Raw genomic sequence first — 25,755 nt, 5'->3', positions numbered from 1 at the left:
TATCATGTGGCTAGTAGATTAGCTAACCTTTGTTAGGCATTTTCTCTGAGCATGCAAATAATCGGGATTTGCTCCGTTAACTGGATTTCAGCTCGCTTCACATAACCATTTTTTTCATAAAGCAGCTGATTTTCAGGTTTGGCCGTTTCAAGATAACAGGGAAAGCCAGTTTCCTGCGCCAGTTTAAAGGTGTGATTCATGAGTGCCGTGCCAAATCCTTGTCCCTGTTTTTCTGGTCTGGTTGCCAGACACCAACAATACCAAAAAGGCTCTTTGCCCATGAGCCTATGGCGTTCTTTTTCGATGAGCTTGTCAAATGTCATCAATCGTTTGAAAGCGTCTTTACCCATCAGTTTGGGTAAGGCAAAAAAACCAGAACGAAATCCCTTCCACAAAGAGAACTTTTTGTCCGACGGCAATTTTCTTAAAGCCACTGCTTCCATCCCAGTAGTGCAAAACGCTTTACCATAGAGCATGCAATAGCGGGTAGTGGCTTCAAACATAGCGGGTGCTCTTTCTTGGTACTGATCCCCAAAAATCCAATTCATGACAGGGTCTTGGGCAAATGCCTGAGTCAAAATGTCGGCAGCTGCTTTAATATCAGCCGGCTGTATATCACGAATGGAAATGTTTGAATTAATCATTATTGTCCAACAAATTCGTTAATGGTTTTACTCAGCCGTGAAACCAAATCTTCGATCTCTGCTTCACTGATGATTAAAGGAGGCAACAGTCTAATTACCGTGTCGGCAGTTACGTTAAACAAAAGTCCATGCTTAAGACCGATTTGACGAGCATCGTTGGCTGGTCTGTCCAATTCAATACCGAGCATGTAGCCTTTGCCTCGAATGGCGCGCACATGCGGGTGTTCGCCGAGTTCAAGCATTAGTTTTTCTTTAAGGATCAGGCTGTTTCGACTGACCACCTCACATAAATTGTCTCGTTCAATTACATCTAAAACGGTCAAACCTACAGCGCATGCAAAAGGACTGCCACCAAAAGTCGAGCCATGATTGCCAGGTTTGAACAAATCACAGGCTTTATCAGCCATCAGACAAACGCTAATGGGTATACCGTTTCCCAAACCTTTAGCGGTAGTAATAATGTCGGGTTGCACGGCTGTGTGCATGTAAGAAAAATATTTACCTGTGCGGCCATTTCCTGTTTGAATCTCATCGAGAATTAACAACCAGTTATGCTTTTTGCACAATTCAGAAACAGCCCGTAAATAAGAATCATCGGCGGCATAAATTCCACCCTCACCTTGAATAGGCTCCAACATGATGGCCACAACATCATCACGATTTTCAGCAATAGTATGGATGGCCTCAATATCATTAAACGGTGCACGTATAAAACCAGGAACAAAAGGCTCAAAGCCTGCCTGTACTTTTCGACTTCCTGATGCAGTGAGGGTAGCCATGGTCCGGCCATGGAACGCCCTTTCCATTACGATGATGGAAGGTGTATCAATGCCTTTTTTATGGCCGTAGAGTCGAGTTAATTTAATAGCTGCCTCGTTGGCCTCTGCACCGGAATTGGCAAAAAAAGCTTGTTTGGTTCCCGTCATCTCCGTTAATCGTTGGGCGAGTAATTCCTGTTCTTTAATCCGATAGGCATTGGATGTATGCAACAATTTGGCTGCTTGTTGTTGAATTGTATTCGTTACATCAGGATGAGCATGGCCTAACCCGCAAACCGCAATGCCACTGAGAGCATCAAGATATGCCTTCCCCTCAGTGTCGTACAACCAAATGCCTTGACCGTGCGTGAAACCAATTGGCAGGGGGTTATAGCTGGTGATTAGTGCCATGAAAACTCCTTGTGTTGTATGCGTCCAATTTGGCAAACATGGACGCAGCGAATATTAGCGAAGATTGTTGTTTACAAATTCCCAATTGACTAGGGACCAAAATGCCTTGATGTATTCTGGACGAGCATTTCGATAATCAATGTAGTAAGCATGCTCCCAGACATCACAAGTTAAAAGCGCATGCATGTCATCTTTCATGGGGGTACCAGCATTGCTTGTGCTAATGATTTTAAGGGAACCATCTTTATCTTGCGCCAACCAAGCCCAACCTGAACCAAAAGTTGTTGCGGCTACAGTAGAGAATTCTTCTTTGAATTGTTCAAAAGAACCAAAATGTTTGGCAATGGCATCGCCAATCTTGCCTGTTGGGTTTCCGCCACCATTAGGGCTTAAACAATGCCAGTAAAAAGTATGGTTCCAGGTTTGAGCTGCATTATTAAAAATACCGCCGGAAGATTTTTTGATAATGTCTTCAAGGCTCATAGTCTCAAATTCTGTGCCGGCAATGAGTTTATTGAGATTAGTTACATAAGCACTATGGTGTTTTCCGTAATGATATTCCAGGGTTTCTTTTGAAATATGAGGTGCTAAAGCATCCATATCATAAGGCAAAGGGGGCAAAGTAAAAGCCATTTTAAACTCCTCCAGATTATGTGAATGCTAAGTTTAGCAGGACGGTGAACATATTCAATCTACTATTAAGTTAATTGAATTTTTAAAAACACTAGGGGTTATGGGGGATAGCACTTGCGGGGATTCAGTGATTTTTATGATTGTTGCTTAACCAAATTTCAATGTACGTTGGGGGATACTCTCAGAGGAAGGAATAATTGGTCATTCGCTAAAACGCCCAACAAGCAATCTCTTAGTATGTACGAAAATATAAATATTGAATTTATTTTTAAGTGCATTGACAATCAGCTCAATATTATAAAGGTCTTAAAAATTGCAGATGGATTTATTCTATTAAACAATTCAGGATGTTTGCCATGTATTGGCACTTCAGTCTGCTCCAGAATTCTTAATTGTGCAAAAATTTATAAAACACTTAGAAGATATATACACTGAGGAATTTGCTGAACCGATTATTAAAATGACAAAGATGACTATTCTTTTTGAAGGATTTTATCAAGCCCTTCCGGAAAATAGCCGAATAAAAAGCGAATTTTTAGTTGTAAGGATACAGCGATGGCAACAACACTATGGTGTACCCTCTGTAACTTTTTTGCTTTCTTACAAGTTGCAAATTGAGGACATTAGCTCCAAATTTCAGGAGTTAAATTCAAGTCCAATAGACCTGAGATTACAAAAAAATTCGTATTCAACAGCCGATGAAAATAATAATGTAATTATTAATCCCAATTGTGTGTCTGAAATTACAGTACCAGAACAAAAGGAGGAAACAGGAAAGTTTCTTAAAACTTATAATCCCTTTGGTGGGTTTACAACAGCACCATGCGATCCCTATTCGGCAAATTTTATTAAATATGCTGAGCTGGTAGCTGAAGAGGGTGGTCGAGTTTTAGAGATAGGTGCTGCCTTTGGGGTTGCCTCTTTACAAGCATTGGCACGTGGGGCGGAGGTTTTCTGTAATGATATTAGTCCGGAATCTTGGGGGCATTCACCAACGTTTACTGAAAAAGACATCCAATTTTAATTTATCTTCTACTGGGGATGTTAATAGATTAATACTTGTTCCAGGATCTTTTCCACATGAATTGCGCGGTTTGCCAAAGGGATATTTCGATGCCATCCTGCTGTGTCGAGTGCTCCATTTCTTTTCAGGGAACCATTGATTTATATTTAAATTTACTTAGATCCTTTTTAAAGCCCAATGGCAAATTATTCATTGTTTGTGAAACTCCATATCTAAAGAATTAGCAAAAATTTTTACCGGCATTTGAAAAAGGATAATGGAGAAAGTGGAATGGTCTGGAGAAATTGAAGATCCTTCAATGTACACAAAAGAGGTGCTCGACAAATCGCTCCAAAAAACAAACTTTTTCGTAGAACATTCTTCATACATTAATAGGAAAGGACAGTTTCCTGATGATCTAATTTTGGATGGTCGAGAAAGTGTCGGGGCAATAGCAATTAAAACTGAGAAATAGAAGGAACAGTGTTGCAAAAGATTTTTAATAAATACCAGGCAAAGGATCTTTACATTGGCAATATTCTTAGAATTGCTGCTTGGGTTATGAGAGTTGTTCAACCATTGACATTAACCGATTCGCTGATTCTAGAAAAATAATCTTACAATCCTAATATCTCTGGTTGTCTGTCTTTTGAGGATACTAAATCCTGCAAACACCGATTCTACTCCTAGGCCAGTTGCGAATTGATCTCATTTTCGCCATAATTAAAGCTGGTTTTTCATAATTTATAACTTTGAATTTTATAGGTGACCCAGTGGATACAATTGAAAAAATTAAGCAACAAATTGCTGAAAACGCAATCCTGTTATATATGAAGGGTACTCCTAAAATGCCACAGTGTGGTTTTTCAGCACGGGCGGTACAATGCATTGATGCCTGCGGTGTGAATTTCGCTTATGTAGACGTTCTGGCTAATCCGGATATTCGTCAAACATTACCTCAGTATGCGGATTGGCCCACTTTTCCGCAATTGTATGTAAAAGGTGAACTAATAGGTGGCTCAGACATTATTGCTGAACTTTATGAGCAAGGTGAATTAGAATCCATATTGCGCGAAGCAGTTGCCCTTTAATCTTATAATCGTTGGCACATTTAATGTGCTTAATCAAGGAGAAATAGATGAGTGTTTTAGTCGGACGTAAAGCCCCTGATTTTACAGTTCCTGCCGTATTGGCTAATGGGGAAATAACAGATAAATTCAATTTGCATGACTCTCTGAAAGGTAAATATGGCTTGGTGTTTTTCTACCCACTGGATTTTACTTTCGTTTGCCCCTCAGAATTGATTGCTCTGAATCATCGCATTGATGAGTTTAGACGTCGCGGAGTAGAGGTGATTACTGTTTCCATCGACTCTCATTTCACTCACAATGCTTATCGTAATACTCCAGTCAAAGAAGGTGGTATCGGTCACGTCAACTACACTATGGCTTCTGATATGACCCATACTATTTGCCAATCTTATGGGGTTGAGCACCCAGTTGCTGGCGTCGCCTTCCGTGGTGCCTTCATCATTGATAAAAATGGCGTGGTCCGTTCTCAAATCGTCAATGATTTACCAATTGGTAGAAACATCGATGAATTGTTGCGAATTATTGATGCGGTACAACATTTTGAAGAACATGGCGAAGTCTGTCCTGCCGGTTGGCAAAAAGGAAAGGCAGGAATGAAAGCTTCTACTAAAGGCGTTGCGGAATACCTTTCTACTCATTCTGACGATTTATAATCTTCATCCTGCAAGTTGCGCCAGGCATTCAGCATGGCGCAAAATAATTCAGCGGTTTTCTCCGCGTCATAAATGGCTGAATGGGCTTCTTTGGCATTGAAAGGAATACCCGCTGCTTTGGCTGCTTTTGACAGAACGGTCTGTCCATACATCAATCCAGCTAAAGTTGCTGTATCAAAGCAAGTAAACGAGTGGAATGGAAATTTAAGCCCGGAGCGCTTGGTTGCTTCCTTCAGAAATAATAAATCAAACCAGGCATTATGGCCGACGAGCACGGCTTTTAGGCAGCTTTTTTCTTTGAGAGCCTTATTGATAGGTTGATATAAATTCCTTAGAGCTTGCCTTTCTTCCAGTGCGAATCTAAGCGGTTGAAAGGGATCAACTTGGATAAACTCCAGAGATTTCTCATCCAATTCAGAGCCTTCGAATGGTAAGACATGTTCAAAATATCTGGATTGTGGAAAAAAGCAACCTTGCGAATCGATATCAACCAGCACAACACATACTTCGAGCAATGCGTTTTTAAAAGGATTCACTCCAGCCGTTTCAATATCCACGACTACAGGCAGAAAGCCACGAAAGCGGTGTTTAAGTTCATGAGCAACAAGGCTCTTACCGAGGTTCATAAAACACTCCATGCCAAAGTATCACCGGCTGCAATAGGAACAACTTGCTCGTTGCCAAATGGGAGCATGGCGGGTACTAATTGGGGTTGTTTTTTTAAGGTCACTTGTTCTTTATTAATGGCTAATTGATAAAATACAGCACCAAAATGGCTTAGAAAAGACTCAAGTCTAGGGAGCTTTTCACAGTACTCGAACACTTGCGCGTATAAAGCTAGGGCATAAGGTGCTGAGAAAATTCCGGCACAGCCGCAAGAAGATTCTTTGTTTTTGACAGCGTGTGGAGCGCTGTCTGTCCCAGCAAAAAATTTTGGATTGCCACTGATGGCTGCCTCTTGCAGAGCCTTTTGATCGCTTTCCCGTTTCAAAATGGGTAAGCAATATAAATGAGGTTTAATGCCGCCGGCTAGCATCTGATTACGATTATACAATAAATGATGCGGGGTAATGGTAGCAGCAACGTGCTCACTTGAATCGCAAATAAAATCAACCGCTGCTTTGCTGGAAATGTGTTCTAAAACGATGCGAAGCCTCGGAAAGTCATGAATAAGAGCAGTCAGTTCCTGTTGTATAAAGCGGCTCTCTCGATGAAAAATGTCTCCTTGAGTCACCTCTCCATGAATTTGCAGTACCAGATTCTGAGATTGCATCACCTCAAATTGGGGATAAAGGGCTCTTAACGATTGTACTCCTTCATCCGAATTGGTGGTTGCCCCGGCGGGATAGAGTTTCGCACCTAGAATAAAAGTATGGTTTTTAGCTAATTCCAATTCTTCTGCTGACACCAAGTCATTTAGATAAAGGCTTAAGTAGGGGGTAAATCCATGGTTTTCGGTTAGGGCATCTAGGATTCGTTTGCGGTAATCGAGCAAGGAATTAACCGTCGTCAGTGCTGGTTTGAGGTTAGGCATAACGAGGGCACGAGCAAAATGTTGGGCTGTGGCTGGCACAGTATGTTCTAAAAATAAGCCATCTCGCAGATGTAGATGCCAATCATCCGGTTTGGTAATAGTGATCTCTTGCACAATAAAGATTCCCTGATATTTGCCGATATTTGAAGCATAACATGAATTGCTAGGCAGGATGAGCAAAAAATGCCATGTATGCAATCGTTGACCAAAGCTTTTATAAAAACTACAGCAGTATATATTTTGGTTATTCACTGCACATTTGCCTTGCCTGTAGATTATGAGAATCCCATTGGAACAGAAAACTGGAAGGCAAGCGGCAATAGACTTCGTTGTGGTTTGTCTTTAACCGTTCCTAATTTTGGTACGGCCTACTTCGAGCAGTATGCCAAAAAAGACCCCCATTTTATTGTGGCAAATTGGCAAGCCGTCGAGAAGAGATTACAAACAGCTGTTTATGCCGCTCCACCCAGTTGGAAACCTGGTGGTCCAAGTTATTTCATTTCAAAAACGGTTCTAACGCCTGGAAAGTTTGGACTCTATCTCAAGCGCGATGCGACGCTTAAGATGTTGACCTATTTATCTCAGGGATTTCAAGCCAGCTTTGAATATCTTTCTGATCAAGGTTTCCAGACTCGCGTGTCGCTTTCTCCGATCCGTTTTCAAAAAGCTTACGCTAAATATCAACGCTGCCTCGCTAATTTACTACCTTTTGATTACGGTGACGTAAAGATGAGCATTCTTTATTTTGACAGCGACAGCTATGAATTAAGCGATGAGGCCAAAGAACAGTTAAAAAAGGTCGCTGAATATTGCCGTGCTGACCCAACAGTTAAACGGATAAGAATTGCTGGATATACGGATGATACTGGACGTAAATCCTATAACAATGCCATTTCGGAACTAAGAGCCAAAGCAATTGCCAGCTTTCTGGCTAGCCATGGTTTAAGCGAAGAGCGGTTGTCAGTGACCTGGTATGGCATTAAAGATCCGGTCGCCCCAAACGATTCCGATGAAGGAAGAAAAATGAATCGCCGTGCGATAGTAAAAATTATCAAAACAAGTGATTGAAATCATATAAAAAAAGATTGCCCTCTCTGCCTTTTATCTGATACATTCAAAGGAAATTTAGCCAAGGCTATTGATTCGAAGATCTATTGCCGAAACATGATTAGTTTAAGGCAATCTAGTCTTTGAACAAAAGCTTACTACTTCCAAATGCAACTTGCTCTAGCCGTTGCTGATAAATTAGCTGGTTTGACTACAAAAGAATCATTGCTGTTCAATAGGCCAACTAAATTATCGAATTTATAGAGAATTTTTATGGAAATGGTGTTGACTTTGGCAAAGTAGCGCTTGATAATCTGACCATGTACGTTCTCGGATAGAGCGATGATTGCGTACTATAGTCAACACCAATGTTTTGGTTTGACGGCTAAACGGGAAATTAATAATAAAAAAGTGGAGATGAAGCATGTTAAATTTGAAAAAAACAGCGGTAGCTGTTCTTGCTTTAGGTAGCAGTGCAGTATTTGCTGGAACCATGGGTCCTGTTTGTACCCCTGGTAACGTTACCGTTCCCTGCGAAGCAACCGCTTGGGATTTCGGTGTTTACGCTCTGTATTTGAAACCATCTTATGATGTTGATTTTGAATATCCTTTCTTCACAAACCCATTCGGAGTAACCACTCGTTACGTTGATATGGATCCTGATTGGGGATGGGGCTTCAAACTGGAAGGTTCTTACCACTTCAGCACTGGTAACGATTTGAACCTGAACTGGTACCACTGGAAGAAAGATACTGACAGTACTTTCAGCGGTGTAGGTTTCGGTAGCGTTCCTTTAGTTATCGGTACAGCTGGTCTGTTTGGCGCTGCTCAATTTGAGCCTGAGTGGGATGCTGTTAACTTTGAATTTGGTCAACACGTTGACTTCGGTGAGTTCAAAGACATTCGTTTCCATGCCGGTCTGCAATATGCCCGCATCGAACACGATTTCATCACCTCTGGTTACTCTGGAATCGTAAGCCCATTGACTGCATTTTCTGCTCGCGCTCATAGCGAATTCAATGGCGTTGGTCCAAGAATTGGTGTTGACTACCAATACAACTTTGGTAATGGCTTTGCAATCTATGGAAACGGTGCTACTGCTCTGTTAGTTGGCGATTCCAAGTTTGATACTGCTGCTGCCTTTGGTGGTTTCTTGGTTGGTGCTTCTTCTGGTTCTAAGACTACAATCGTTCCTGAGTTGGAAGCTAAACTCGGTGCTAAGTACACCTACGCTATGGCACAAGGTGACCTGACTCTGGATGCTGGTTGGATGTTCGTTGACTACATCAATGCTAACCACTTCATCGGTACTTCAGCTATTGGTGCTCGCGAATCTAACTTCGCTCTCCAAGGTCCTTACGCTGGTCTGAAATGGGTTGGTAATGTTTAATTAACAAACCTGTTATTCTTACTAAGCCCATCCTCGTTGATGGGCTTTTTTTTGATAGATGGAGTGATCAATGCTGAAAAAAACAACCCTCGCCATCCTTGCACTAGGAAGCAGTGCGGTATTTGCGGGAACAATGGGTCCTGTTTGCACACCTGATAATGTCACTGTCCCTTGTGAGATGAGACAGTGGGATATTGGTATCCAGGCACTTTATCTAAAGCCAGTCTTTAGCACCCATAGAGGATATGAAACCACTGCCAGTCTCGGTTTTAGAGAGCTTGAAGAGGAATGGGATTGGGGATATCGCCTAGAAGGTTCTTACCACTTTAATACTGGTAATGATATAACCATGTCCTGGACTCATTTTTCTAATGAACCAAGTAGCTCAGGCTATGCAGGAGCGACTCCTTTCCTTCCTGTACTTGTACCCTTTACAGTCACACAAGATGATCGATTTGATCAAGTTAATTTGACGATGGGGCAACATGTGGATATGGGCCTATTTAAAGATGCTCATTTCTATGCAGGATTGCAATACGCCCGTATTCGAATCGATACACAATACAATTACCTGACGACCATTCCTTTTGTAGCGCCGGATGGCTTTGTACAAAATAGAAACACCGATTTCAATGGTGTAGGTCCTGTAGTTGGGGTCGATTATGCTTATAATCTGGCTTATGGTTTTAGTATAACTGCAGATGCTGAAGCTAGTCTTTTATATGGCACAAGCCGCCTAAACAATAATTTAGTTTTAGCGCCGAGCGGCTTGGTACCTCTCAGCCAATATGCCAGCAAGAAATCGGTTGTCCCTGGTTTAGAGGGTAAACTTGGTCTGAAATACAGCCAGGAATTTGCACAAGGTGTGTTGAATATTGAAGGAGGCTATCAAGCCCTGGATTATTTAGATGCCTTACAGGTAACTGATATTGTGTGCGGCTGCTTAAAAAATTCAGATTTCGGTCTTTTTGGTCCCTACTTCGGAGTTAAATGGGTAGGTAATGTTTAGACTGTCCTTGCTTTAAAGCCCTGCAAAGGGCTTTTTTTTTGTCTTAGAAATTGCAATAGCAGTTTAAAACTGCATGGTAAATCTCAAACCTGCCTGACTAAGAAATATGTTGAGCAAAGGCTGGCCACTTCACTTCATGCAAGATATAATTCACTCCGCTAAATCATCAGGAAGCTAAAAAAACAGTCAGGAGTGCCGCGCGTGAAACAGAAAGTACTTATCATGGCCATTGCCGCTATTTCAAGCCCATTATTTGCTGCAAACAGCGCTGAATTGCAAAATCAAATTCGCCAGTTGCAGGAACAAACCAAGGCGCTGCAATCGCAATTAAATCACTTGCAAAAGCAATTGGTTGCAGAAGAAATCAAAAAGCCAAAGAAACAGAAAAGCAAGGCAAATCCCAAGAAGAAGCCGTCTCGTGAGGTGAAATCCGTGGGCAAACCTCTTCAAAGGCCCAAAAATAAGCCTACTGAACATGGGAAAGTAACAGGTCGCTTTCACAATTCGCCAGTACTTGTCCATACAGTCGATGGCGATCCTGAGTCCAGCAGCTTTTTCCCTACAGCATTGATAGCTGATCATCAGGTAGTTACCTACATAGCTGGAACACCCGTTGTAACCTCGCCCTATACAGGAGATAGACCCGCTTTCGATGGTTCGGATTACATTGTAAATATTTCCAGTATCAACCGTGATATTCGTTTGATGGAACAGCGTCGTCGTGTTTACGATGCCTATGAACGAATAGGTTACCCAATTCCCAACATTCCCATTATCGCGATAAGCGGTAAGACCGAGCCTGTTGGTGATATAACTCGCTCATATCAGCGTAACACCACTGCGGACTGGACTTTAGGTTCGAGTGAGCTTGATGTAGCGGCGATGATGAACGATAAAGTTGAAGCCTTTATGTCCATCGCCTACGATGAAACTCCTCCTTCAGTCGGCGGTCCTCGTACAGAAAATTCAGCCTTCTACCTGAATCAGGGCTTTGTTAATATTGGTGATTTGGATTCTTCTCCTATCTATTTCACCGCAGGACAGTTATTCGTCCCTTTCGGTCGATTTTCAAGTTCAATGGTCAGCTCCCCTCTACCTTTAAGATTGGCTCGCACAAAATCAAGACCTTTTATTCTCGGATATAAATCGCAAACAGAACCAGGCCCGTATGCGGCTGTTTATGGTTTCCGCGCAGATACCACTTATGGGCATTCAGGAATAGGAGGGGCTAATTTTGGCTATACCCTTAAGTCCGATAATATCCGGGGTGAAATTGGTGCAAGCTATATAAGTTCAATCACCGACTCAGCGGGTATGCAAGATAATGGCTCTGCACCCTTTACCACATTTGGTGGATTTGGCTCAATAACCAATGGCAATGAGAACGTTCATCGAATACCAGCTTTGGGTGTGCATGCGAACATGAACATTGACCGCTACAATTTGACCGCTGAGTGGGTAGGAGTTACTCAAGCATTTCGTGCCCAGGATTTAAGCTATAATGGCCATGGCGCGAAACCACAAGCCGCCCAGCTGGAAGCGGGAGTAACCTTTATGGCCTTTTCCAAACCTGCTTCTTTTGCCTTGGGTTACCAATGGTCTAAAGATACCCTGGCTTTGCGTTTGCCTGAGCATCGCATTAGTGGCGTTTTTAATATTTCACTATGGAAAGATACGGTTGAAAGTCTCGAGTATCGACATGACATTGATTTTGGCGCCTATGAATTTGCAAATGGTGCCCATGCCCCAGGTCTGGTCAACCAAAATACCTTGGGTACCGGCCGTTCCTCTGACTCCCTGATTGCTCAAATTGGCGTTTATTTCTAAGTCACTGCTCATGTTTAATTGCTAAACATGAGCACAATTTGCAGTTCACCGGCAGTCTGGCAAAAAAAATACTGCTATGCTTAACCACATGAACAATCATCTGGATGTTTATGAAAATGGTTCCAAGCCATACTGTTGCCAAGGATTGTTGCAATCACTGCATGTTGTCCGGAAAAAGCCTCAGGATTTTAGGCTACATTGGCCTTCTATGTGTTCTGCTGAATGGTATAAATGCTTCTCCCTCTTGGGCGGGTAAGGCGATTGAATTATACATTCAGGGCGCTATTGGTCCTGCAACTGCAGATTACATCTCAAGAAACATTTCAAAGGCTCAAGATGCCAATCTCATCCTCATCATTATGGACACCCCGGGTGGCTTAGATAAATCCATGCGGATGATTGTAGAGAGCATACTGGCGTCAAAAATCCCAATCGTCACTTATGTTGCCCCTAATGGTGCAAGGGCTGCGAGCGCTGGCACTTATATTTTATACGCAAGCACGGTTGCTGCAATGGCGCCAGGTACTCATCTTGGGGCAGCAAGTCCTGTTAATTTGACCGATGTCATGAATAAAGACGGGAAAAATGGCCAAAGCAAATCAACTATGGAAAACAAATCCTTAAATGATGCAATAGCTTATATCCGCGCCTTGGCTCAATTGCGCAACCGTAATTCGACATTTGCTGAAAAGGCAGTGCGATCCGCATCAACGCTCACAGCCAGCGAGGCTTTAAATACCGGAGTCATCAATTTAATTGCCAAGGATAAAAACGACTTATTACGGCAACTGAATGGAATCACTGTTTCACAAAATGGTCAAACGGTGCGACTAGATACCCAGGACATGAACATTGAATTCCTAAAACCCGATTGGCGGATGGCATTTTTGCAAGTTATTACAGAACCTACTGTAGCATATCTGCTGTTGCTTCTGGGAATTTACGGTATCTTCTTTGAATTACTAAATCCAGGTTTCATGCTGCCGGGGGTCATTGGCGGCATTTCCATTTTACTTGCTCTTTATGCCTTGCAATTGCTTCCCATCAATTACGCCGGTTTGGGTCTCGTTCTCTTGGGCATGATATTCATCATCGCTGAAGCGTTTGCACCCAGCTTTGGCGCCTTGGGGGTAGGGGGTACTATTGCTTTTATTGTGGGCTCGATTTTGCTCATCGATATTGATGACAACAGCTATCAAATTGCACGCACGGCGATTTGGGCTATGGCGTCAGCAAATCTTCTTATTATATTCGTTCTATCAGCCATGACCATAAAGGCAAGACGGGGAAAGCCACAACATGGTTTAAGTATTTTACTGGGTGCTGAGGGGCGAAGTTTAGGGAAGATAAATTTACAAGGCCAGGCGGTAATCCGCGGTGAAATTTGGACGGTGCATGCGGCAAAACCAATACCAGCAGATAAGCGGATTAAAGTCGTTGCAGCAAAAGGTTTGCAACTGGAGGTGCAGGAAATTGATAATGGAAATGGATAATAACTTTGGCTAAGGGAGAAAGCTATGTTCTCTTTCATGGGGTTTTTTATTATTGTTATTGCAATATTTATTATGTCCAGCTTACGTGTTTTAAGGGAGTATGAGCGGGGCGTCATTTTCTTGTTGGGCAGATTTTGGCGGGTAAAAGGGCCTGGCTTGGTGATTCTCATTCCTGTGTTGCAACAAATGGTTCGAGTTGATTTACGCACCATTGTCATGGATGTGCCAAGTCAAGATGTGATCTCTCGTGACAATGTATCCGTCCGAGTGAATGCCGTTCTTTATTTCCGTGTTGTTGAACCTCAACACGCCATTATTCAGGTGGAAAATTATTTTGAAGCGACCAGCCAACTGGCTCAGACTACATTGCGTTCAGTGCTTGGGCAACATGAATTGGATGAAATGTTGGCAGAGAGGGAAAAATTAAACAGTGATATTCAAAAAATCCTCGATGCGCAAACGGACAATTGGGGCATAAAAGTGTCCAATGTCGAAATTAAACATGTGGATTTGGATGAAAGCATGATTCGGGCAATAGCTAAACAAGCCGAGGCAGAACGCGACAGGCGAGCTAAAATCATTCTGGCTGAAGGAGAATTGCAGGCCTCCCAAAAATTACTGGAGGCAGCGCAAGTGTTGGCGCAACAACCACAATCCATGCAGCTGCGTTATTTACAAACATTATCGACTCTGACGACCAATAATGCTTCAACCATTATTTTCCCAATGCCTATGGAGTTCGGCGAATTGCTCCGCAATTTAAGCAGTAAGTGATAAACTTACTGCTTTTACATGGATGTATTCAAAGAAGGCTAGGGCTGAAGAGTGCAACATACTAAGAAGCGCATATGCAATAAAGCAATGATGCCCTTAGCTGGGAATAAAAATGGGTAAATATAGGCGTGCTGGTATCGAGGGTTATGGATCTGAATATGAGGATGAAAATAATAACCTTTATAAACCGGATAAGCAGCTAGGCAAAGGGGCTTTTTGCAAAGCCAGACTGTTGGTAACTAGCAAAAATGAAGAAAGCAAAGTGGTGCTATCACCTCTCACCTTAGGTGCGAATGCCGAGGAAGCTACGGTTAAGCGCGATTTTTTTCAAACCCTCTATCCCGACAGGGCATCTGAGTTGTTTCAGTTTAATAACAGTTACCGTCTTATCTTACCATTGCTTCCTGGAACCGAATATTTCCACATCGAAGCTGGTAATTATTTGGGACAAATTAAACTGTTTTTATCCGCCATTGAGGCCCTGCAATACTGCCATACGAAAGAATATATTTTTTTGGATTTAAAGGTGGACAATATTCTTTATGATAAACAAACTGGCAAAAGTTATTTAATCGATGGAGGCTCAGCGGTTAAAAAGGGGGGCTATTTACCTACCCGTTTTCGGTTCCCAACTATTGAGGCCGTAGAAAAGGCAAGGCTAAACCACTCTCATTACGCGCCGGAATGCTTCTCGCTGAATAAAGTTCAGGCGGATTACAGTATGGATGTGTATTCCTTGGGCGATTTAATGAAAACCATGTTTCATCTTGACGAAAAGAGTAAGAATACGGAGCGCCTGCATGTTTTAATTGAGCAGTGTCAAAGCAAAATTCCTGATGACAGACCGACCCTAGATGAGTTGGCAAACGAACTTAAACTCATTTACCAGCATCATAACGCTGAAATGACGAGAAAAAGAATCTCTCTGGCGAGAAAAAATATTCTTGCTGTCGTTGAGACAATAAAAGATTTAAAAGTGAGTTTTGCGCATCTTACCACGATGGATGAAATCAATCTTCGAAAAGAAGAATTGAAACATACACTGCATGAGCTAACATCACTCAATCCCTTATTACAGACTAGCTGCAAGCAGCTAGAAATTAACAGTTCGCCTATCATCGAGCAGGCGATGAGAGACAAGAATCAGGAAATAAAGGACGGCTGTGAGTTGCAAAACCAGTTGGTGAAAATTCTAATCGACAGCAGATTTGAAAGCCATTTGGCCATTTTTGCTGAAAAATTGCGGGTTATGCACGAAAAACAGCGAACGAATGACAGCTACTGCCAGGCAGCAACCAAGATTAAGTGTCTTTATGAGCATTTGCTTGCGGCCAAATTCAGTCTATTAAGGGCTGATAAGCCACTAAATCAGTTAAAGGCTGAATTTAAAGAAACCTGTCTGTCTGCCGTAGATGAAGTGAAGGTTAGCTTGGAAGCCCATCGAGAATGGCAAGGCATCCTAAGAAAATTTTTTATTGATTTAATTGCCGCTTTATCAGGGAATATCAATCGTTGGCGAATGTTTAGCAAAACGGATTCTGCTAAAAAACTTGCTGATTTGCAGGTTTCCATACAATTGTTGTAGCGAATACGTTGTTGCATTACTTCCCTTATTAGTGGATTTATAATAAAGTTTATGCATTTTTTTGCGAAGGCAGCAAGTCATGTCAATTAAATCAGATCGCTGGATTGAGAAAATGGCTCTTGAGCATGGAATGATTTCTCCTTTTGAAAGTAGCCAAGTTCGAGAAACCGGAAACGGCCGAATCATTTCCTATGGAGTGTCGAGTTACGGCTATGATGTTCGATGCGCTAATGAATTCAAAATTTTTACCAATATTAACTCGGCTATTGTGGATCCAAAGGCTTTCGACGCGAGCAGTTTTGTCGATGTGCAATCGGATGTTTGCATTATCCCGCCCAATTCCTTTGCTCTGGCAAGAACGGTGGAGTATTTTCGCATACCTAGAAACATCCTAACCATTTGCCTTGGAAAATCAACCTATGCTCGTTGTGGGATTATTGTCAATGTCACTCCCTTGGAACCTGAATGGGAAGGTCATGTCACTTTGGAGTTTTCAAATACAACTCCACTTCCTGCTAAAATTTATGCTCATGAAGGCGTTGCACAAATGCTATTTCTCGAGTCGGATGAAGTGTGTGCAGTGTCCTACCGCGATCGGGGTGGAAAATATCAGGGGCAGACGGGCGTGACTTTACCTCGTACTTAAAAGTTAGGTTTGGGTGGTTTAAGATTGTTATTTATTCACTGCCTCCTCAGCATCTAATCTAATGGATTGTGATGAATGTTGAGGTGTATTCGATTCAATCATAGGACCGCGACAACCCGGCTGGGCGAAATTTTTTTAATGGTTACTGCCTGCAATCCCAATTGAGGAGCGCTTAAATTCGGCTTCTCAACACATCGTCGGAGAAGTATGGATGAAATGCTTTAGAGGCAGCCTATTCTTCATCCATTTTTTTCAATTTAACCGTTTTTTTGGACGCATCAACTCGTTCCCTAAGCTCTTTCCCTGGTTTGAAATGAGGACTGTATTTTTCCTGCGTCGTCACTTTTTCACCCGTTTTGGGATTATGGGCATTGCGAGGGGGGCGGTGGTGCAATGAAAAACTGCCGAAACCCCTAATTTCAATGCGCTGGCCACTAATGAGCGCATCACTCATCAGCTCAAGAATTCGATTTATGCTGTCTGTGACTTGCTTCTCAGGCAGATGTGTCATTTTGGCAGCAAGGTTTGCAATGAGTTGCGATTTTATCATACTCACCTCGGTTAGCCGCGTTGTAGAACGTCATCACCAGGACACATCAGGTGTTGACTCTCGTGCACTTAATTTTAGTATAGACTCGAAAAGAATTTATTCAATTTTATCAAATAACTGTATCAAGAATTTTATATCTTTTGCAATACTATTTGTTTAAATATCCTACTAGTTAAGCCGCTTGCCGCTTCTGAATGAATGCTTTAACCACTCCCCAGCTCATTTCTACCCTGGTTTCGCGAACGGTTTGAAACAAATTGGACTGCAGTGATTTACTGGTTGAAATTACTAAAGCGCCTGGCTTTATTTGTTCGAGATGTTTGCTGATTGCAAGCCAGGTATCTGAAAAAAAGGTGGTGGCATTAATAAACACCAGAGACGCATCTTCAATGGGTGTTTCCAACAGGTTGCCAAGCTTAAACTCAATGTGTTTTGCCAAATCCTGATAGCTGCCTAATTGACTTAAGCGCTGCTGTTGTTGTTTGGCGCAATCATGGAGCTGGGGAAAAATTTCAATCCCGCAGCTTTTTTTGACATTAAACACTAAAGCGCAAGCGATCACGGCCCTACCCGTTCCACTGCCTAGATCATAAAAGATTGTGGAAGAGCTTGGTTGACATAAAGACAAGAGCGCAATAAACGGTTCAAATTTAATTTCGCCATAGGTGTACTCGAGGGAGTCTGGGATTTCTTTTCTTGCTGCTTTGGAAAGGGCAAAGCCATCAATATTGCTATAAAGGCTTAGGTAGGTCTTGAAATGTTTGTCGAGGTTTAATTTTCGATGCCAAAGTTTAATGGGTCTTTCGCGAATCAATCTCGAGAGTGCAAAAATAAACAAGGCTGCGAAGATCATGAGGCTAACTAGCATATTAAACTCTGGGTTTTTGGTTATTTAAAATTTTATCTTTTTCTTCCTGAGTAAGGATAGGCCAAGCCTTGATTAATACTTTACCTGCCTCGCGTTCATTTTTTACGTGTTCATGTATTTCCCATGGAAGTTCATTACTGACGTAAAAACCAATAGCAAAAGCCGTAATTAAGGTCGTAATAATGGCTAAAGTTGCAGCACGCCATTGAAAATTTCCAAGAAGCCCCTGGCTTTTCCGTACGGCATTATTGGCTACTCGCTCAATTTGTTCACAACTTTCACTGGTAATTCGACGAAATTGCTGCACATCATACTGTGAAAAATGTTCGTCCATGCGCTCAATGGCGCGAATCGCGTACTGTTCAATTTGAGCCAACCCTTTTTCCAGAAGTCTGTTGAACTCTTGTTGATGGTAGTCGAACTGTTCCAGAAAATTCTGGCTTAGTTTCTCTAAGTTTTCGGCACGCTCTTCACCTTGCTGCAATAATTTTTCAGCAGCCAAACGAAAACGGGCCAGCCCTGCCTGTGTGAGTACTTCTTGTAATGCGTCCAGTTCATTATGCAAGGATTGTAATTGCTGTTGGGCTTTTGTTTGCTGGATTTGAGCCTGCTGTTCAATGTCATGTCGCCACTCAAGCATCTTGGTTTCGGCCAATTCAAAATAAGCAATAAATTCCCCTGTATGCCTTAGCAATTCTTTCAATTTGCTAATGTCCTGATCTTGCAGATGTTGCATCCCATCTCCTCGGAAATGTTTGTGAAACTCATATGAATATTTGCATTCACCAGTAATCTCAAATAAAAATACTGTTGTATCCCATGAGTTTTCAAAACATGATAAAGCAAATATTACTGACAAGTTGTCTTATTCTTGTGGCGTTAACATGCCTTTTTTATATGTTTCAGCGCCACTTGATGTATTTGCCAGCAAAAGAAGTGCCAAATCCCAGTGCATTCCATGCGCAAGACATGCAGGTGGTGAATATAGAGACCAGTGATGGCCTCATTCTTCACTCTTGGTACAAAAAAGCGATCCCGCCGAATCCCACGCTGCTGTATTTACACGGCAATGCAGGACATATCGGCTATCGCATGCCACTTGTGCGTCAATTTCTCTCGGCAGGTTTCGGGGTGTTGTTGCTGGAGTATAGAGGCTATGGTGGGAATCCTGGACGACCGAGCGAGCAAGGATTATATCAAGACGGGATGGCTGCGATGAGCTATCTGGAAAAACATGGGGTTTCAAGCCAGCACATTGTGGTTTATGGCGAATCATTGGGCACAGCTGTGGCAACTTATTTAGCGGCTAAGTATCCCGTCTGCGCCATGGTTCTTCAATCACCCTTTACTTCCATGAGTGCTCTTGCTCGCTACCATTACCCTTGGGCACTTATTCCCCCTTGGGATAAGTTTGATTCCTTAAGCCGTATAAATTTGAGCAGAGCGCCGCTTCTAATTTTACATGGTGAACAAGACAGCATTACCCCCTACGCAGGGGCCCTTTTGCTATTCCAGCATGCCCATCAACCCAAGCAATTTTCGTCCTTACCAGCCAAGGGGCATAATGATTTATGGGATTTTGATTTTGCATCCAAGGTGATGACTTTCATGCGAGCTTCTTGTTTTTAAAAATTTTTTATTTAACTGTTTCCATTATGATAGGCAAGGCTACATTCCAATTGATTAAGCTTCACTTTCGGCTGTTCTGAACATAAGTTCTTCATAGCGTGCAAGATAAAGTTTAATATTTCCTTAATCTAAGTTGATTAAAATGGAAGTATGAATGAAGATTGGAGATACCATACCTACTGCAACTACTGGTTTTTTCAGGGTACCACGGGAATTTCCCAGCAGCCCCAAAAAAGAGGCAGAAGCTGCTTTTGTTGATGTGGGTGGGAATGGGGATTGTGGACCTAGGGCAATAGCCGCAGCATTTATTAGCAAAGCCTTGGCTGAAAACAAGAACAGCCCAGAACTGCAAGCGCTGTTGCAAAGACATTTCATGTATTATCCGCAGCATAAAGCAACCATCCGTTTAGCCACGCCGATGGATAGCTTACGTTTTATTATTCGCCATTTTTCCATGGGTGAATTAGTCGATAAACTGGCCGATACCATTAGACAAGTGGCCGTTGCCGAAATGAATGCCCATCCAGAACGTTATCGAGGGGCTTTCATAGACGATGAAGGAATGCCTGTTTCTCCCGCGGCTATGAGACTCTCTACAACCTGGATTGATGAAACGTTTATTGCAGCAGCTGCAGAGGCAATTAAAAATCCTATTACCGTGCAAGTGGTAGCCAAAGAGAGGGAGCTGCCCCTTAGTTTGCCGTATCAGGCAACAGGCAGCCAAGCAAAACCCCTGGTTATCCAATTGCAAAATAAACACTACATCCCTCGAGTACAGGAGCCGGCGCGGTTTCAACACATTCGGGCAAGTTATCCGGCAGAACGTCGTCATGTCGAAGAAAATGATCCGTCCATGGATGAAATACTTCAACGCATTGCTGAGGATGAGCGCCGTATTTTAACTGAATTTGAAAGTACCAAAAGACGATTAATGGCTGCCGTAGATGCTGGTGAAATTGACAAAAAGCAGCTCCTGGATATCTACATTAGTGGTTTAACTCAGAGCGATTATTTTAGAGGTTATGTGGGAGTTGAACACGGGACTGAGGATTTCTTCCGTTCTTTAAAACAGAAAGCCCATCAAGGGGAAATCATTCGCATGCCCACGGGCAATCAGGAAAAAGAAGTGACTACGCAACTTGTTCATGCTATTGCTCGTGCAATCAGCATTGGTCAGCTACAGCCTGCGGTGGTATTTGATAAAATTGAGCAAGTACAAAACAGAGCTCAACACCTAAGCCCTGGCTTTTAACAAAGTAGGTCAAAGACCTACTTTGAACGATGTATCTAAGATTACAAGAAGCCTTGTTCCTGCATCCACTCATCGCTGGCGTATTTGGACATGTAATTGCGGATGGAGTCTGGCAAAATAACTAAACATTTTTGCCCGGCTGACAACGATTTAGCCGCTTGCATTGCTCCGCACATCGCAGCCCCTGAAGATCCGCCAACCAATAATCCTTCCTCCCGAATAAGCCGTCTCGCCATATGAAATGAATCTTTATCATTGGTTTTAATGTACTGATCGATAAGATTATTGTCCAATACGTCTGGAAAAAAGTCATAACCAATGCCTTCAACGTGATAGGGCTTCACTTCGTCTCCGCCACCTAGAATGGAGCCAATGGGGTCAACTCCTATAATGCGGATGGAGGGATTGTATTCCTTTAGCCGTTTTGCTATTCCTGTAATGGTGCCTCCCGTACCGACGCCTGCTACTACCATGTCTAAATCTTTAGCAAATTCATCAATAATTTCTTGTGCCGTACCACGGTAATGTGCGTTCGGATTATCGGGATTAGCATATTGATCGAGGATATGAGAGTTGGGTATTTCGCGCTGTAAATCCTTTGCCAGGGAAATATGACTGTCCGGGTCATTCCAGGCGGCCTCGGTGCGGGTACGATAAATGGTGGCGCCCAAACGCTCAAGGACCGCTTGCTTTTCATGACTCATTTTATTGGGCATGGTAATCACAACCTTGTAACCCAATACTGCTCCGGCTAGGGCAATGCCAATCCCGGTATTGCCTGAGGTAGGTTCAATCAATGTATCGCCGGGTTTGATTCGTCCATCGCGTTCGGCGTTTTTTACCATTTCATAACCGATGCGATCTTTTACTGAACCACCTGGATTGAGAAATTCACATTTTACATAAAGCTCACAAGCCAGTTCCTTAGCAATACGGTTAATTTTAACCACTGGCGTATGGCCAATGGTTTCCAGAATATTTGAATAAATCATTAAGGATCCTTATTGATTACAATACCAAACAGTATACGCAAAATCGGGTGTGGCGTTAATGACTCTCTCAGTATTTCTGATCACACTAAGGGGCATGCCACTAGGGAAATATTCCTCAGTGGCAGAACTCATTTTACAAACAATACCAGTCCAGTTAGAATCTAAGTTAGTGTTTAATTTAATATTTCAGGGATGGGTTTATGAAGAAGAATATAGCTATTGCTTTGGCTTTGGGATCATCATTCAGTGTTGCGCTACTTTCCGGCTGTCAGGGAATTGAGGGTCTCTTTACAGACTCTGGCAGCAATCGAACCAGCTCAAACTACAGTTATGGTGATACTCATCACAGCACAACAATTTATCAGAGCGGCACGCCAGGTCATGCGAGAACTATGGCACCTAAAGCAAATGCTGCTACTTCATCGGCACAAAGTCATTCAAGCACGACGTCTGCTTCTGCTAGCACCACCTCAAACCCAACACCTGCACAACCTGTAAAGAAAACAGGCGCTGCTGTTCCTACTGAAGCCCCATCTGTTCCAAGTTTGGCTCCAACAGTCGGACAATAGAACCAATCGAAGGAAGCCAGTCTCAGTTTGAGATTGGCTAATTTTTGCCAGGGCTTTGTTATGCTTAAAGAGACTGATTTGATTTGTTATCAAGAAAATCGATTTAATCATCATAGCAAGCTCAATTTTTTTCTTAAAAAGCACAGTACTAAAGAAGGTACCTGGGGTACTCTTAAGATACTTAAAGGTGACATAGAATTGGTCTTCTTAAACGGCAATGAGGAAGAATTGTGGCGCCACCGCTTGAGTGCAAAGCATTCATTAACCATTCCTCCTGCTTGTTGGCATAAAATCATGCCACTATCGGCTGAATTTGAATTTACCCTCTCCTTTTCCTGCAAACCTCAGCGTTTTTTTAGCAAAAAATATGGATTGGGTGAGGTGCATAAAGACCTGTTCTACGTTTGGCAAACCTATTTGAGTGAATTGAAGAAGTTAAATATTCTGGATGTAGGCTGCGGTTCTGGTAGAAATTTGTTGTACTTTGCTTTGTTAGGGCACTCGCTAACAGGGTTGGATGCTAATGAGTCGGCTTTGAACACGATTCAGCAAATTGCCAACCATGAGAATTTTGCGGAAGTGCAGACCAAACGGGTCGATTTAAATGAGCCTTTAAATTTGCCTGACGAGGCATTTAATCTGGTTTTTTCTACCGTCAGCATACAATTTCTACAACCTGAACGTATTCCATCATTATTGCTCGAGTTGCAAAAGGCCACTGCAGAGCAAGGTTTTCATGTTTTGGTTTTCCCCATCCGCTCAGAAACTTTTTCCTTACCTCCTTCCTTCACCTTTCTTCCCGAAAAAGAAGCGCTTTATCACTACTACCAAGACCAGGGCTGGTCAATTCTTGAGTATAAAGAAAGCGTTGGTCAACTCCATAAAAAGGATGAATTGGGCAAACCCATTCAAGGCTTATTTGGTTTGTTAGTGGCGCAAAAAATTTATAGATGAGTCATACATCTATGTTTCGCCGATATTTAGTCTGGTTTATGCTTTAAAAAATTAAACTAATGCATGGGCTTTGACAGCTATGCTGTTCTAATGTCCCAAGAAGTGAGAACATTGGTCACCTAGGGCCCATTCCCTCGGGTCGTAGCCAAATTACCAGGAAATAACATGACGAGATTAAAAGAAGCCGTTGCCAAGGCAGCCTTGAGTTTTATTGATGATGGAATGATTGTAGGTATCGGTACAGGTTCAACAGTAAATTGCTTCATTGACCAGCTTGCTACCATTAAAAATCGCATTGATGCCTGCGTGGCCAGCTCAAAAGCAACGGAGGCACGGTTAAAATCACTCGGTATTCCGGTGATTGATTTAAATGCCGCTGACGACGTTCCTGTCTACATTGACGGGGCCGATGAAGTTACCGATCAAGGTCATATGATAAAAGGAGGTGGCGGTGCACTCACTCGTGAAAAGATTATCGCCAGTGTGGCTCGTCATTTTGTATGCATTGTGGATGAGTCAAAACTTGTTCACCGCCTCGGTTCTTTCCCAGTTGCGGTGGAAGTGCTGCCTCTTGCCCGCAGTTTTGTTGCCCGCGAATTGGTTAAATTGGGTGGAGATCCTGAGTATCGTGAAGGCTTCACTAGCGATAATGGCAATATCATCCTGGATGTTTATAATCTTGAGATCAGTCGCGCCAAACAATTAGAAGAAGCCATAAAACTTATCCCGGGCGTGGTCGAAAATGGCTTATTTATCAGGCGCCTGGCCAATACCATACTGGTGGCCACTCCCGAAGAAATTAAAACAATTCATGTGAATTCTTAAGCTTTTCTTAAGGTTTCCTCGTTATACTCCCTTTGACAGAAGAAGGGAGTTTCCATGCGTGTATTAATTGTTGAGGATAATGCATTTAATGCTTTTTGCTTAACCAGATTGTTAACGATTAGCAATAAGCAAATACAACCGATTGTGGTGGAAAATAGCATACAAGCTCTGAGTTACTTAGAGGAAAATGATGCTTCTTTTGTTATAATGGATGGCGATTTGGGAGCGAGCGACGGCATTTATTGCAATGGTCCTGCGCTAGTCGAAATGATTTGGCAACAACATCCGTCAATTGCTATTGTTGTCTGGTCTGATTCTGAATCGATGCGTCATGCTTTTGAAGACGTATTTAGAAAATACAATAAACCGTTAAATGATTACACTTGCTGGACTAAAGTGGTAAGCCAGGAACGTATCCGTCAATCGTTAACTTATTTAACCGGTGAAAGCTCCAACAGCTTCTTCCTTGAAAATCAGCTGAAATCCCCAGAGCATCGCTTGCCTGCTGCATGAATTGAATTCGCTTAAAAAGACCCAATATTTAGTTGTGGCTTTAACTTGGCACTGACGAGGTTTCACGTTAGGATCATAATTTTTGCATAGGTATCACAATGGAGCAATTGGAGATTATTGCTAAAGAAAAAGTCCAAGAGCGCATTGCTCAAATAAGCGCTTATCTGAATAGCAGAATTTTGGGGCAGCAAGATTTAGTATCAAGACTATTAATTGCGCTGCTCGCCGACGGTCATTTACTGGTTGAAGGTGCTCCTGGTTTAGCGAAAACACGAGCAGTGAAGGAATTGTCTTCGGTGGTGGAGGGAGATTTTCATCGAATTCAATTTACTCCTGATTTATTACCGGGCGATTTAACTGGAACGGATGTGTACCGACCCGAAAATGGTACCTTCGTTTTTCAGCCAGGCCCAATTTTTCACCATCTTATTTTGGCGGATGAAATCAATAGGGCACCAGCCAAAGTTCAATCGGCATTACTGGAAGCCATGGCGGAACGTCAGGTTACGATTGGCGGCACCACTTATCCTCTGCCCGAATTGTTTCTAGTCATGGCCACACAAAATCCCATCGAACAAGAGGGAACTTATCCGCTGCCAGAAGCGCAACTCGATCGCTTTCTCATGTATGTAAAAATTAATTATCCTGAGGCGGGGGTTGAACACAACATTCTTTCCCTGGCCCGCACAGAAGCTAGAGGGAATTTGAATTTAAACAATGGCTTACCAGACATTTCTCCTTTGTCTCAAGCATCACTATTTGAAGCAAGACGCCAGGTGTTGCAGGTTCATAGCAGCGAAGCTTTGGATAATTATCTTGTGCAGCTTGTAGTCGCAACCCGAAATCCTGGGGTTTACAGCGAGGAATTGGAGCGTTGGTTAAGATTCGGCGCAAGCCCACGAGCAACCATTGCTCTTGATCGTTGCGCTAAAGCTCACGCCTGGTTAGCAGGACGGGATTATGTTACTCCTGAAGATATCCACGTGATTGCTCATGATGTCCTTCGACATCGTATTTTGTTGAGTTTTGAGGCTGAGGCTGAAGGAGTAAGCAGCGATGATTTTATTGATTCATTATTGCGTTTGATTGCTGTCCCTTAAGGGGT

The 25,755-nt window shown here is 42.6% G+C and carries 27 protein-coding genes; 18 read left to right on the top strand and 9 right to left on the bottom strand.

Annotation, left to right across the window (positions count from 1 at the left end; all coding sequences use genetic code 11):
* Positions 1-32 precede the first annotated feature (32 nt).
* The 3 genes from EL203_RS13580 to EL203_RS13570 are packed head-to-tail and all read right to left on the bottom strand — an operon-like array spanning position 33 to position 2,446.
* Positions 33-644, bottom strand: coding sequence for a GNAT family N-acetyltransferase (locus EL203_RS13580; protein ID WP_058471705.1), 612 nt, complete (start codon positions 642-644; stop codon positions 33-35).
* Positions 644-1,813: an aspartate aminotransferase family protein gene (locus EL203_RS13575; protein ID WP_058471706.1), complete on the bottom strand. Its 1,170-nt coding sequence runs from the start codon at positions 1,811-1,813 to the stop codon at positions 644-646. Before EL203_RS13575 ends, EL203_RS13580 begins: the two co-directional genes overlap by 1 nt.
* A 54-nt stretch (positions 1,814-1,867) precedes the next feature.
* A complete protein-coding gene (locus EL203_RS13570) occupies positions 1,868-2,446 on the bottom strand; it encodes a superoxide dismutase (protein ID WP_058471707.1) in 579 nt (192 codons plus the stop codon).
* A gap of 361 nt (positions 2,447-2,807) precedes the next feature.
* On the opposite strand from EL203_RS13570, the gene EL203_RS13565 reads away from it, so the two are divergent.
* The 3 genes from EL203_RS13565 (at position 2,808) to EL203_RS13555 (ending at position 5,193) form a co-directional block, all read left to right on the top strand.
* Complete coding sequence (locus EL203_RS13565; protein WP_058471708.1) at positions 2,808-3,470, top strand: methyltransferase domain-containing protein; 663 nt, start codon at positions 2,808-2,810, stop codon at positions 3,468-3,470.
* A 752-nt stretch (positions 3,471-4,222) separates the two neighbouring features.
* Positions 4,223-4,540: a Grx4 family monothiol glutaredoxin gene (gene grxD, locus EL203_RS13560; RefSeq protein WP_058471710.1), complete on the top strand. Its 318-nt coding sequence runs from the start codon at positions 4,223-4,225 to the stop codon at positions 4,538-4,540.
* 47 nt (positions 4,541-4,587) lie between these two features.
* Positions 4,588-5,193: a peroxiredoxin gene (locus EL203_RS13555; RefSeq protein ID WP_058471711.1), complete on the top strand. Its 606-nt coding sequence runs from the start codon at positions 4,588-4,590 to the stop codon at positions 5,191-5,193.
* Here the strand turns inward: EL203_RS13555 and rnt are convergent.
* Both rnt and pyrC read right to left on the bottom strand, forming a co-directional pair.
* Positions 5,175-5,819 carry a ribonuclease T gene (gene rnt, locus EL203_RS13550; RefSeq protein ID WP_058471712.1) on the bottom strand — a complete coding sequence of 215 codons (645 nt, stop codon included), beginning with the start codon at positions 5,817-5,819 and terminating at the stop codon, positions 5,175-5,177. The genes EL203_RS13555 and rnt overlap by 19 nt on opposite strands.
* Positions 5,816-6,841 carry a dihydroorotase gene (gene pyrC, locus EL203_RS13545; RefSeq protein WP_122224946.1) on the bottom strand — a complete coding sequence of 342 codons (1,026 nt, stop codon included), beginning with the start codon at positions 6,839-6,841 and terminating at the stop codon, positions 5,816-5,818. Before pyrC ends, rnt begins: the two co-directional genes overlap by 4 nt.
* A 69-nt stretch (positions 6,842-6,910) precedes the next feature.
* Here pyrC and EL203_RS13540 point away from each other — a divergent pair, with 69 nt between their 5' ends.
* The 8 genes from EL203_RS13540 (at position 6,911) to dcd (ending at position 16,498) form a co-directional block, all read left to right on the top strand.
* The gene (locus EL203_RS13540; RefSeq protein WP_058471713.1) at positions 6,911-7,795 is read left to right on the top strand and encodes a flagellar protein MotY; all 885 of its coding nucleotides are present in this window, start codon (positions 6,911-6,913) and stop codon (positions 7,793-7,795) included.
* A gap of 403 nt (positions 7,796-8,198) precedes the next feature.
* Entirely contained in the window at positions 8,199-9,164 is a 966-nt protein-coding gene (locus EL203_RS13535) for an Lpg1974 family pore-forming outer membrane protein (protein ID WP_058471714.1), read from the top strand.
* Positions 9,165-9,234: 70 nt separating this feature from the next.
* Positions 9,235-10,173 carry an Lpg1974 family pore-forming outer membrane protein gene (locus EL203_RS13530; RefSeq protein WP_058471715.1) on the top strand — a complete coding sequence of 313 codons (939 nt, stop codon included), beginning with the start codon at positions 9,235-9,237 and terminating at the stop codon, positions 10,171-10,173.
* A gap of 201 nt (positions 10,174-10,374) precedes the next feature.
* Entirely contained in the window at positions 10,375-12,000 is a 1,626-nt protein-coding gene (locus EL203_RS13525) for an LbtU family siderophore porin (RefSeq protein ID WP_058471716.1), read from the top strand.
* A 110-nt stretch (positions 12,001-12,110) separates the two neighbouring features.
* Positions 12,111-13,493: an NfeD family protein gene (locus tag EL203_RS13520; RefSeq protein WP_232003965.1), complete on the top strand. Its 1,383-nt coding sequence runs from the start codon at positions 12,111-12,113 to the stop codon at positions 13,491-13,493.
* 36 nt (positions 13,494-13,529) lie between these two features.
* Entirely contained in the window at positions 13,530-14,267 is a 738-nt protein-coding gene (locus tag EL203_RS13515; protein ID WP_122224960.1) for a slipin family protein, read from the top strand.
* Between the two features lie 112 nt (positions 14,268-14,379).
* Complete coding sequence (locus tag EL203_RS13510) at positions 14,380-15,852, top strand: protein kinase domain-containing protein (RefSeq protein WP_058471718.1); 1,473 nt, start codon at positions 14,380-14,382, stop codon at positions 15,850-15,852.
* Positions 15,853-15,931: 79 nt separating this feature from the next.
* On the top strand, positions 15,932-16,498 hold the full coding sequence (dcd, locus tag EL203_RS13505) for a dCTP deaminase (RefSeq protein WP_058471719.1): 567 nt from the start codon (positions 15,932-15,934) through the stop codon (positions 16,496-16,498).
* A 232-nt stretch (positions 16,499-16,730) separates the two neighbouring features.
* Here the strand turns inward: dcd and EL203_RS13500 are convergent, their stop codons facing one another.
* The 3 genes from EL203_RS13500 to EL203_RS13490 all read right to left on the bottom strand — a co-directional run bounded on the left by EL203_RS13500 (position 16,731) and on the right by EL203_RS13490 (position 18,652).
* The gene (locus EL203_RS13500; protein ID WP_058471720.1) at positions 16,731-17,048 is read right to left on the bottom strand and encodes an integration host factor subunit beta; all 318 of its coding nucleotides are present in this window, start codon (positions 17,046-17,048) and stop codon (positions 16,731-16,733) included.
* Between the two features lie 172 nt (positions 17,049-17,220).
* On the bottom strand, positions 17,221-17,916 hold the full coding sequence (locus EL203_RS13495) for a methyltransferase domain-containing protein (protein ID WP_058471721.1): 696 nt from the start codon (positions 17,914-17,916) through the stop codon (positions 17,221-17,223).
* A gap of 1 nt (position 17,917) precedes the next feature.
* A complete protein-coding gene (locus tag EL203_RS13490) occupies positions 17,918-18,652 on the bottom strand; it encodes a hypothetical protein (protein WP_058471722.1) in 735 nt (244 codons plus the stop codon).
* Between the two features lie 161 nt (positions 18,653-18,813).
* Between EL203_RS13490 and EL203_RS13485 the strand changes: the two genes are divergently transcribed.
* Both EL203_RS13485 and EL203_RS13480 read left to right on the top strand, forming a co-directional pair.
* Positions 18,814-19,545, top strand: a complete 732-nt coding sequence (locus EL203_RS13485) for an alpha/beta hydrolase (protein ID WP_375232621.1) — start codon at positions 18,814-18,816, stop codon at positions 19,543-19,545.
* Between the two features lie 154 nt (positions 19,546-19,699).
* Positions 19,700-20,797: an OTU domain-containing protein gene (locus EL203_RS13480; RefSeq protein WP_064108367.1), complete on the top strand. Its 1,098-nt coding sequence runs from the start codon at positions 19,700-19,702 to the stop codon at positions 20,795-20,797.
* A gap of 41 nt (positions 20,798-20,838) precedes the next feature.
* Here the strand turns inward: EL203_RS13480 and EL203_RS13475 are convergent, their stop codons facing one another.
* Complete coding sequence (locus EL203_RS13475; protein WP_058471725.1) at positions 20,839-21,789, bottom strand: pyridoxal-phosphate dependent enzyme; 951 nt, start codon at positions 21,787-21,789, stop codon at positions 20,839-20,841.
* Positions 21,790-21,989: 200 nt separating this feature from the next.
* Here EL203_RS13475 and EL203_RS13470 point away from each other — a divergent pair, with 200 nt between their 5' ends.
* The 5 genes from EL203_RS13470 (at position 21,990) to EL203_RS13450 (ending at position 25,750) form a co-directional block, all read left to right on the top strand.
* Positions 21,990-22,358: a hypothetical protein gene (locus EL203_RS13470; protein WP_058471726.1), complete on the top strand. Its 369-nt coding sequence runs from the start codon at positions 21,990-21,992 to the stop codon at positions 22,356-22,358.
* Positions 22,359-22,418: 60 nt separating this feature from the next.
* The gene (tehB, locus tag EL203_RS13465; protein WP_058471727.1) at positions 22,419-23,312 is read left to right on the top strand and encodes an SAM-dependent methyltransferase TehB; all 894 of its coding nucleotides are present in this window, start codon (positions 22,419-22,421) and stop codon (positions 23,310-23,312) included.
* A gap of 165 nt (positions 23,313-23,477) precedes the next feature.
* Positions 23,478-24,137 (top strand): ribose-5-phosphate isomerase RpiA, encoded by a 660-nt coding sequence (gene rpiA / locus EL203_RS13460; RefSeq protein WP_058471728.1) that lies wholly within the window; start codon positions 23,478-23,480, stop codon positions 24,135-24,137.
* A gap of 54 nt (positions 24,138-24,191) precedes the next feature.
* Entirely contained in the window at positions 24,192-24,650 is a 459-nt protein-coding gene (locus EL203_RS13455; protein ID WP_058471729.1) for a response regulator, read from the top strand.
* A gap of 98 nt (positions 24,651-24,748) precedes the next feature.
* Complete coding sequence (locus EL203_RS13450; protein WP_058471730.1) at positions 24,749-25,750, top strand: AAA family ATPase; 1,002 nt, start codon at positions 24,749-24,751, stop codon at positions 25,748-25,750.
* Positions 25,751-25,755: the final 5 nt, after the last annotated feature.

This window comes from Legionella jordanis (genome assembly GCF_900637635.1).
In the GTDB taxonomy this organism is placed as follows: Bacteria; Pseudomonadota; Gammaproteobacteria; order Legionellales; family Legionellaceae; genus Tatlockia; species Tatlockia jordanis.
This window is presented reverse-complemented; position numbering and strand designations above follow the sequence as displayed.

Coding starts and splice junctions, on each gene's coding strand:
- EL203_RS13520 (WP_232003965.1), top strand. CDS start 12,111: ATGAAAATGGTTCCAAGCCATACTGTTGCCAAGGATTGTTGCAATCAC.
- tehB (WP_058471727.1), top strand. CDS start 22,419: ATGCTTAAAGAGACTGATTTGATTTGTTATCAAGAAAATCGATTTAAT.
- EL203_RS13450 (WP_058471730.1), top strand. CDS start 24,749: ATGGAGCAATTGGAGATTATTGCTAAAGAAAAAGTCCAAGAGCGCATT.
- EL203_RS13580 (WP_058471705.1), bottom strand. CDS start 644: ATGATTAATTCAAACATTTCCATTCGTGATATACAGCCGGCTGATATT.
- EL203_RS13495 (WP_058471721.1), bottom strand. CDS start 17,916: ATGCTAGTTAGCCTCATGATCTTCGCAGCCTTGTTTATTTTTGCACTC.
- EL203_RS13455 (WP_058471729.1), top strand. CDS start 24,192: ATGCGTGTATTAATTGTTGAGGATAATGCATTTAATGCTTTTTGCTTA.
- EL203_RS13555 (WP_058471711.1), top strand. CDS start 4,588: ATGAGTGTTTTAGTCGGACGTAAAGCCCCTGATTTTACAGTTCCTGCC.
- EL203_RS13500 (WP_058471720.1), bottom strand. CDS start 17,048: ATGATAAAATCGCAACTCATTGCAAACCTTGCTGCCAAAATGACACAT.
- EL203_RS13570 (WP_058471707.1), bottom strand. CDS start 2,446: ATGGCTTTTACTTTGCCCCCTTTGCCTTATGATATGGATGCTTTAGCA.
- dcd (WP_058471719.1), top strand. CDS start 15,932: ATGTCAATTAAATCAGATCGCTGGATTGAGAAAATGGCTCTTGAGCAT.
- EL203_RS13510 (WP_058471718.1), top strand. CDS start 14,380: ATGGGTAAATATAGGCGTGCTGGTATCGAGGGTTATGGATCTGAATAT.
- EL203_RS13480 (WP_064108367.1), top strand. CDS start 19,700: ATGAAGATTGGAGATACCATACCTACTGCAACTACTGGTTTTTTCAGG.
- EL203_RS13470 (WP_058471726.1), top strand. CDS start 21,990: ATGAAGAAGAATATAGCTATTGCTTTGGCTTTGGGATCATCATTCAGT.
- EL203_RS13540 (WP_058471713.1), top strand. CDS start 6,911: ATGCCATGTATGCAATCGTTGACCAAAGCTTTTATAAAAACTACAGCA.
- EL203_RS13535 (WP_058471714.1), top strand. CDS start 8,199: ATGTTAAATTTGAAAAAAACAGCGGTAGCTGTTCTTGCTTTAGGTAGC.
- EL203_RS13475 (WP_058471725.1), bottom strand. CDS start 21,789: ATGATTTATTCAAATATTCTGGAAACCATTGGCCATACGCCAGTGGTT.
- rnt (WP_058471712.1), bottom strand. CDS start 5,819: ATGAACCTCGGTAAGAGCCTTGTTGCTCATGAACTTAAACACCGCTTT.
- EL203_RS13490 (WP_058471722.1), bottom strand. CDS start 18,652: ATGCAACATCTGCAAGATCAGGACATTAGCAAATTGAAAGAATTGCTA.
- EL203_RS13530 (WP_058471715.1), top strand. CDS start 9,235: ATGCTGAAAAAAACAACCCTCGCCATCCTTGCACTAGGAAGCAGTGCG.
- EL203_RS13575 (WP_058471706.1), bottom strand. CDS start 1,813: ATGGCACTAATCACCAGCTATAACCCCCTGCCAATTGGTTTCACGCAC.
- EL203_RS13515 (WP_122224960.1), top strand. CDS start 13,530: ATGGGGTTTTTTATTATTGTTATTGCAATATTTATTATGTCCAGCTTA.
- EL203_RS13485 (WP_375232621.1), top strand. CDS start 18,814: ATGTTTCAGCGCCACTTGATGTATTTGCCAGCAAAAGAAGTGCCAAAT.
- rpiA (WP_058471728.1), top strand. CDS start 23,478: ATGACGAGATTAAAAGAAGCCGTTGCCAAGGCAGCCTTGAGTTTTATT.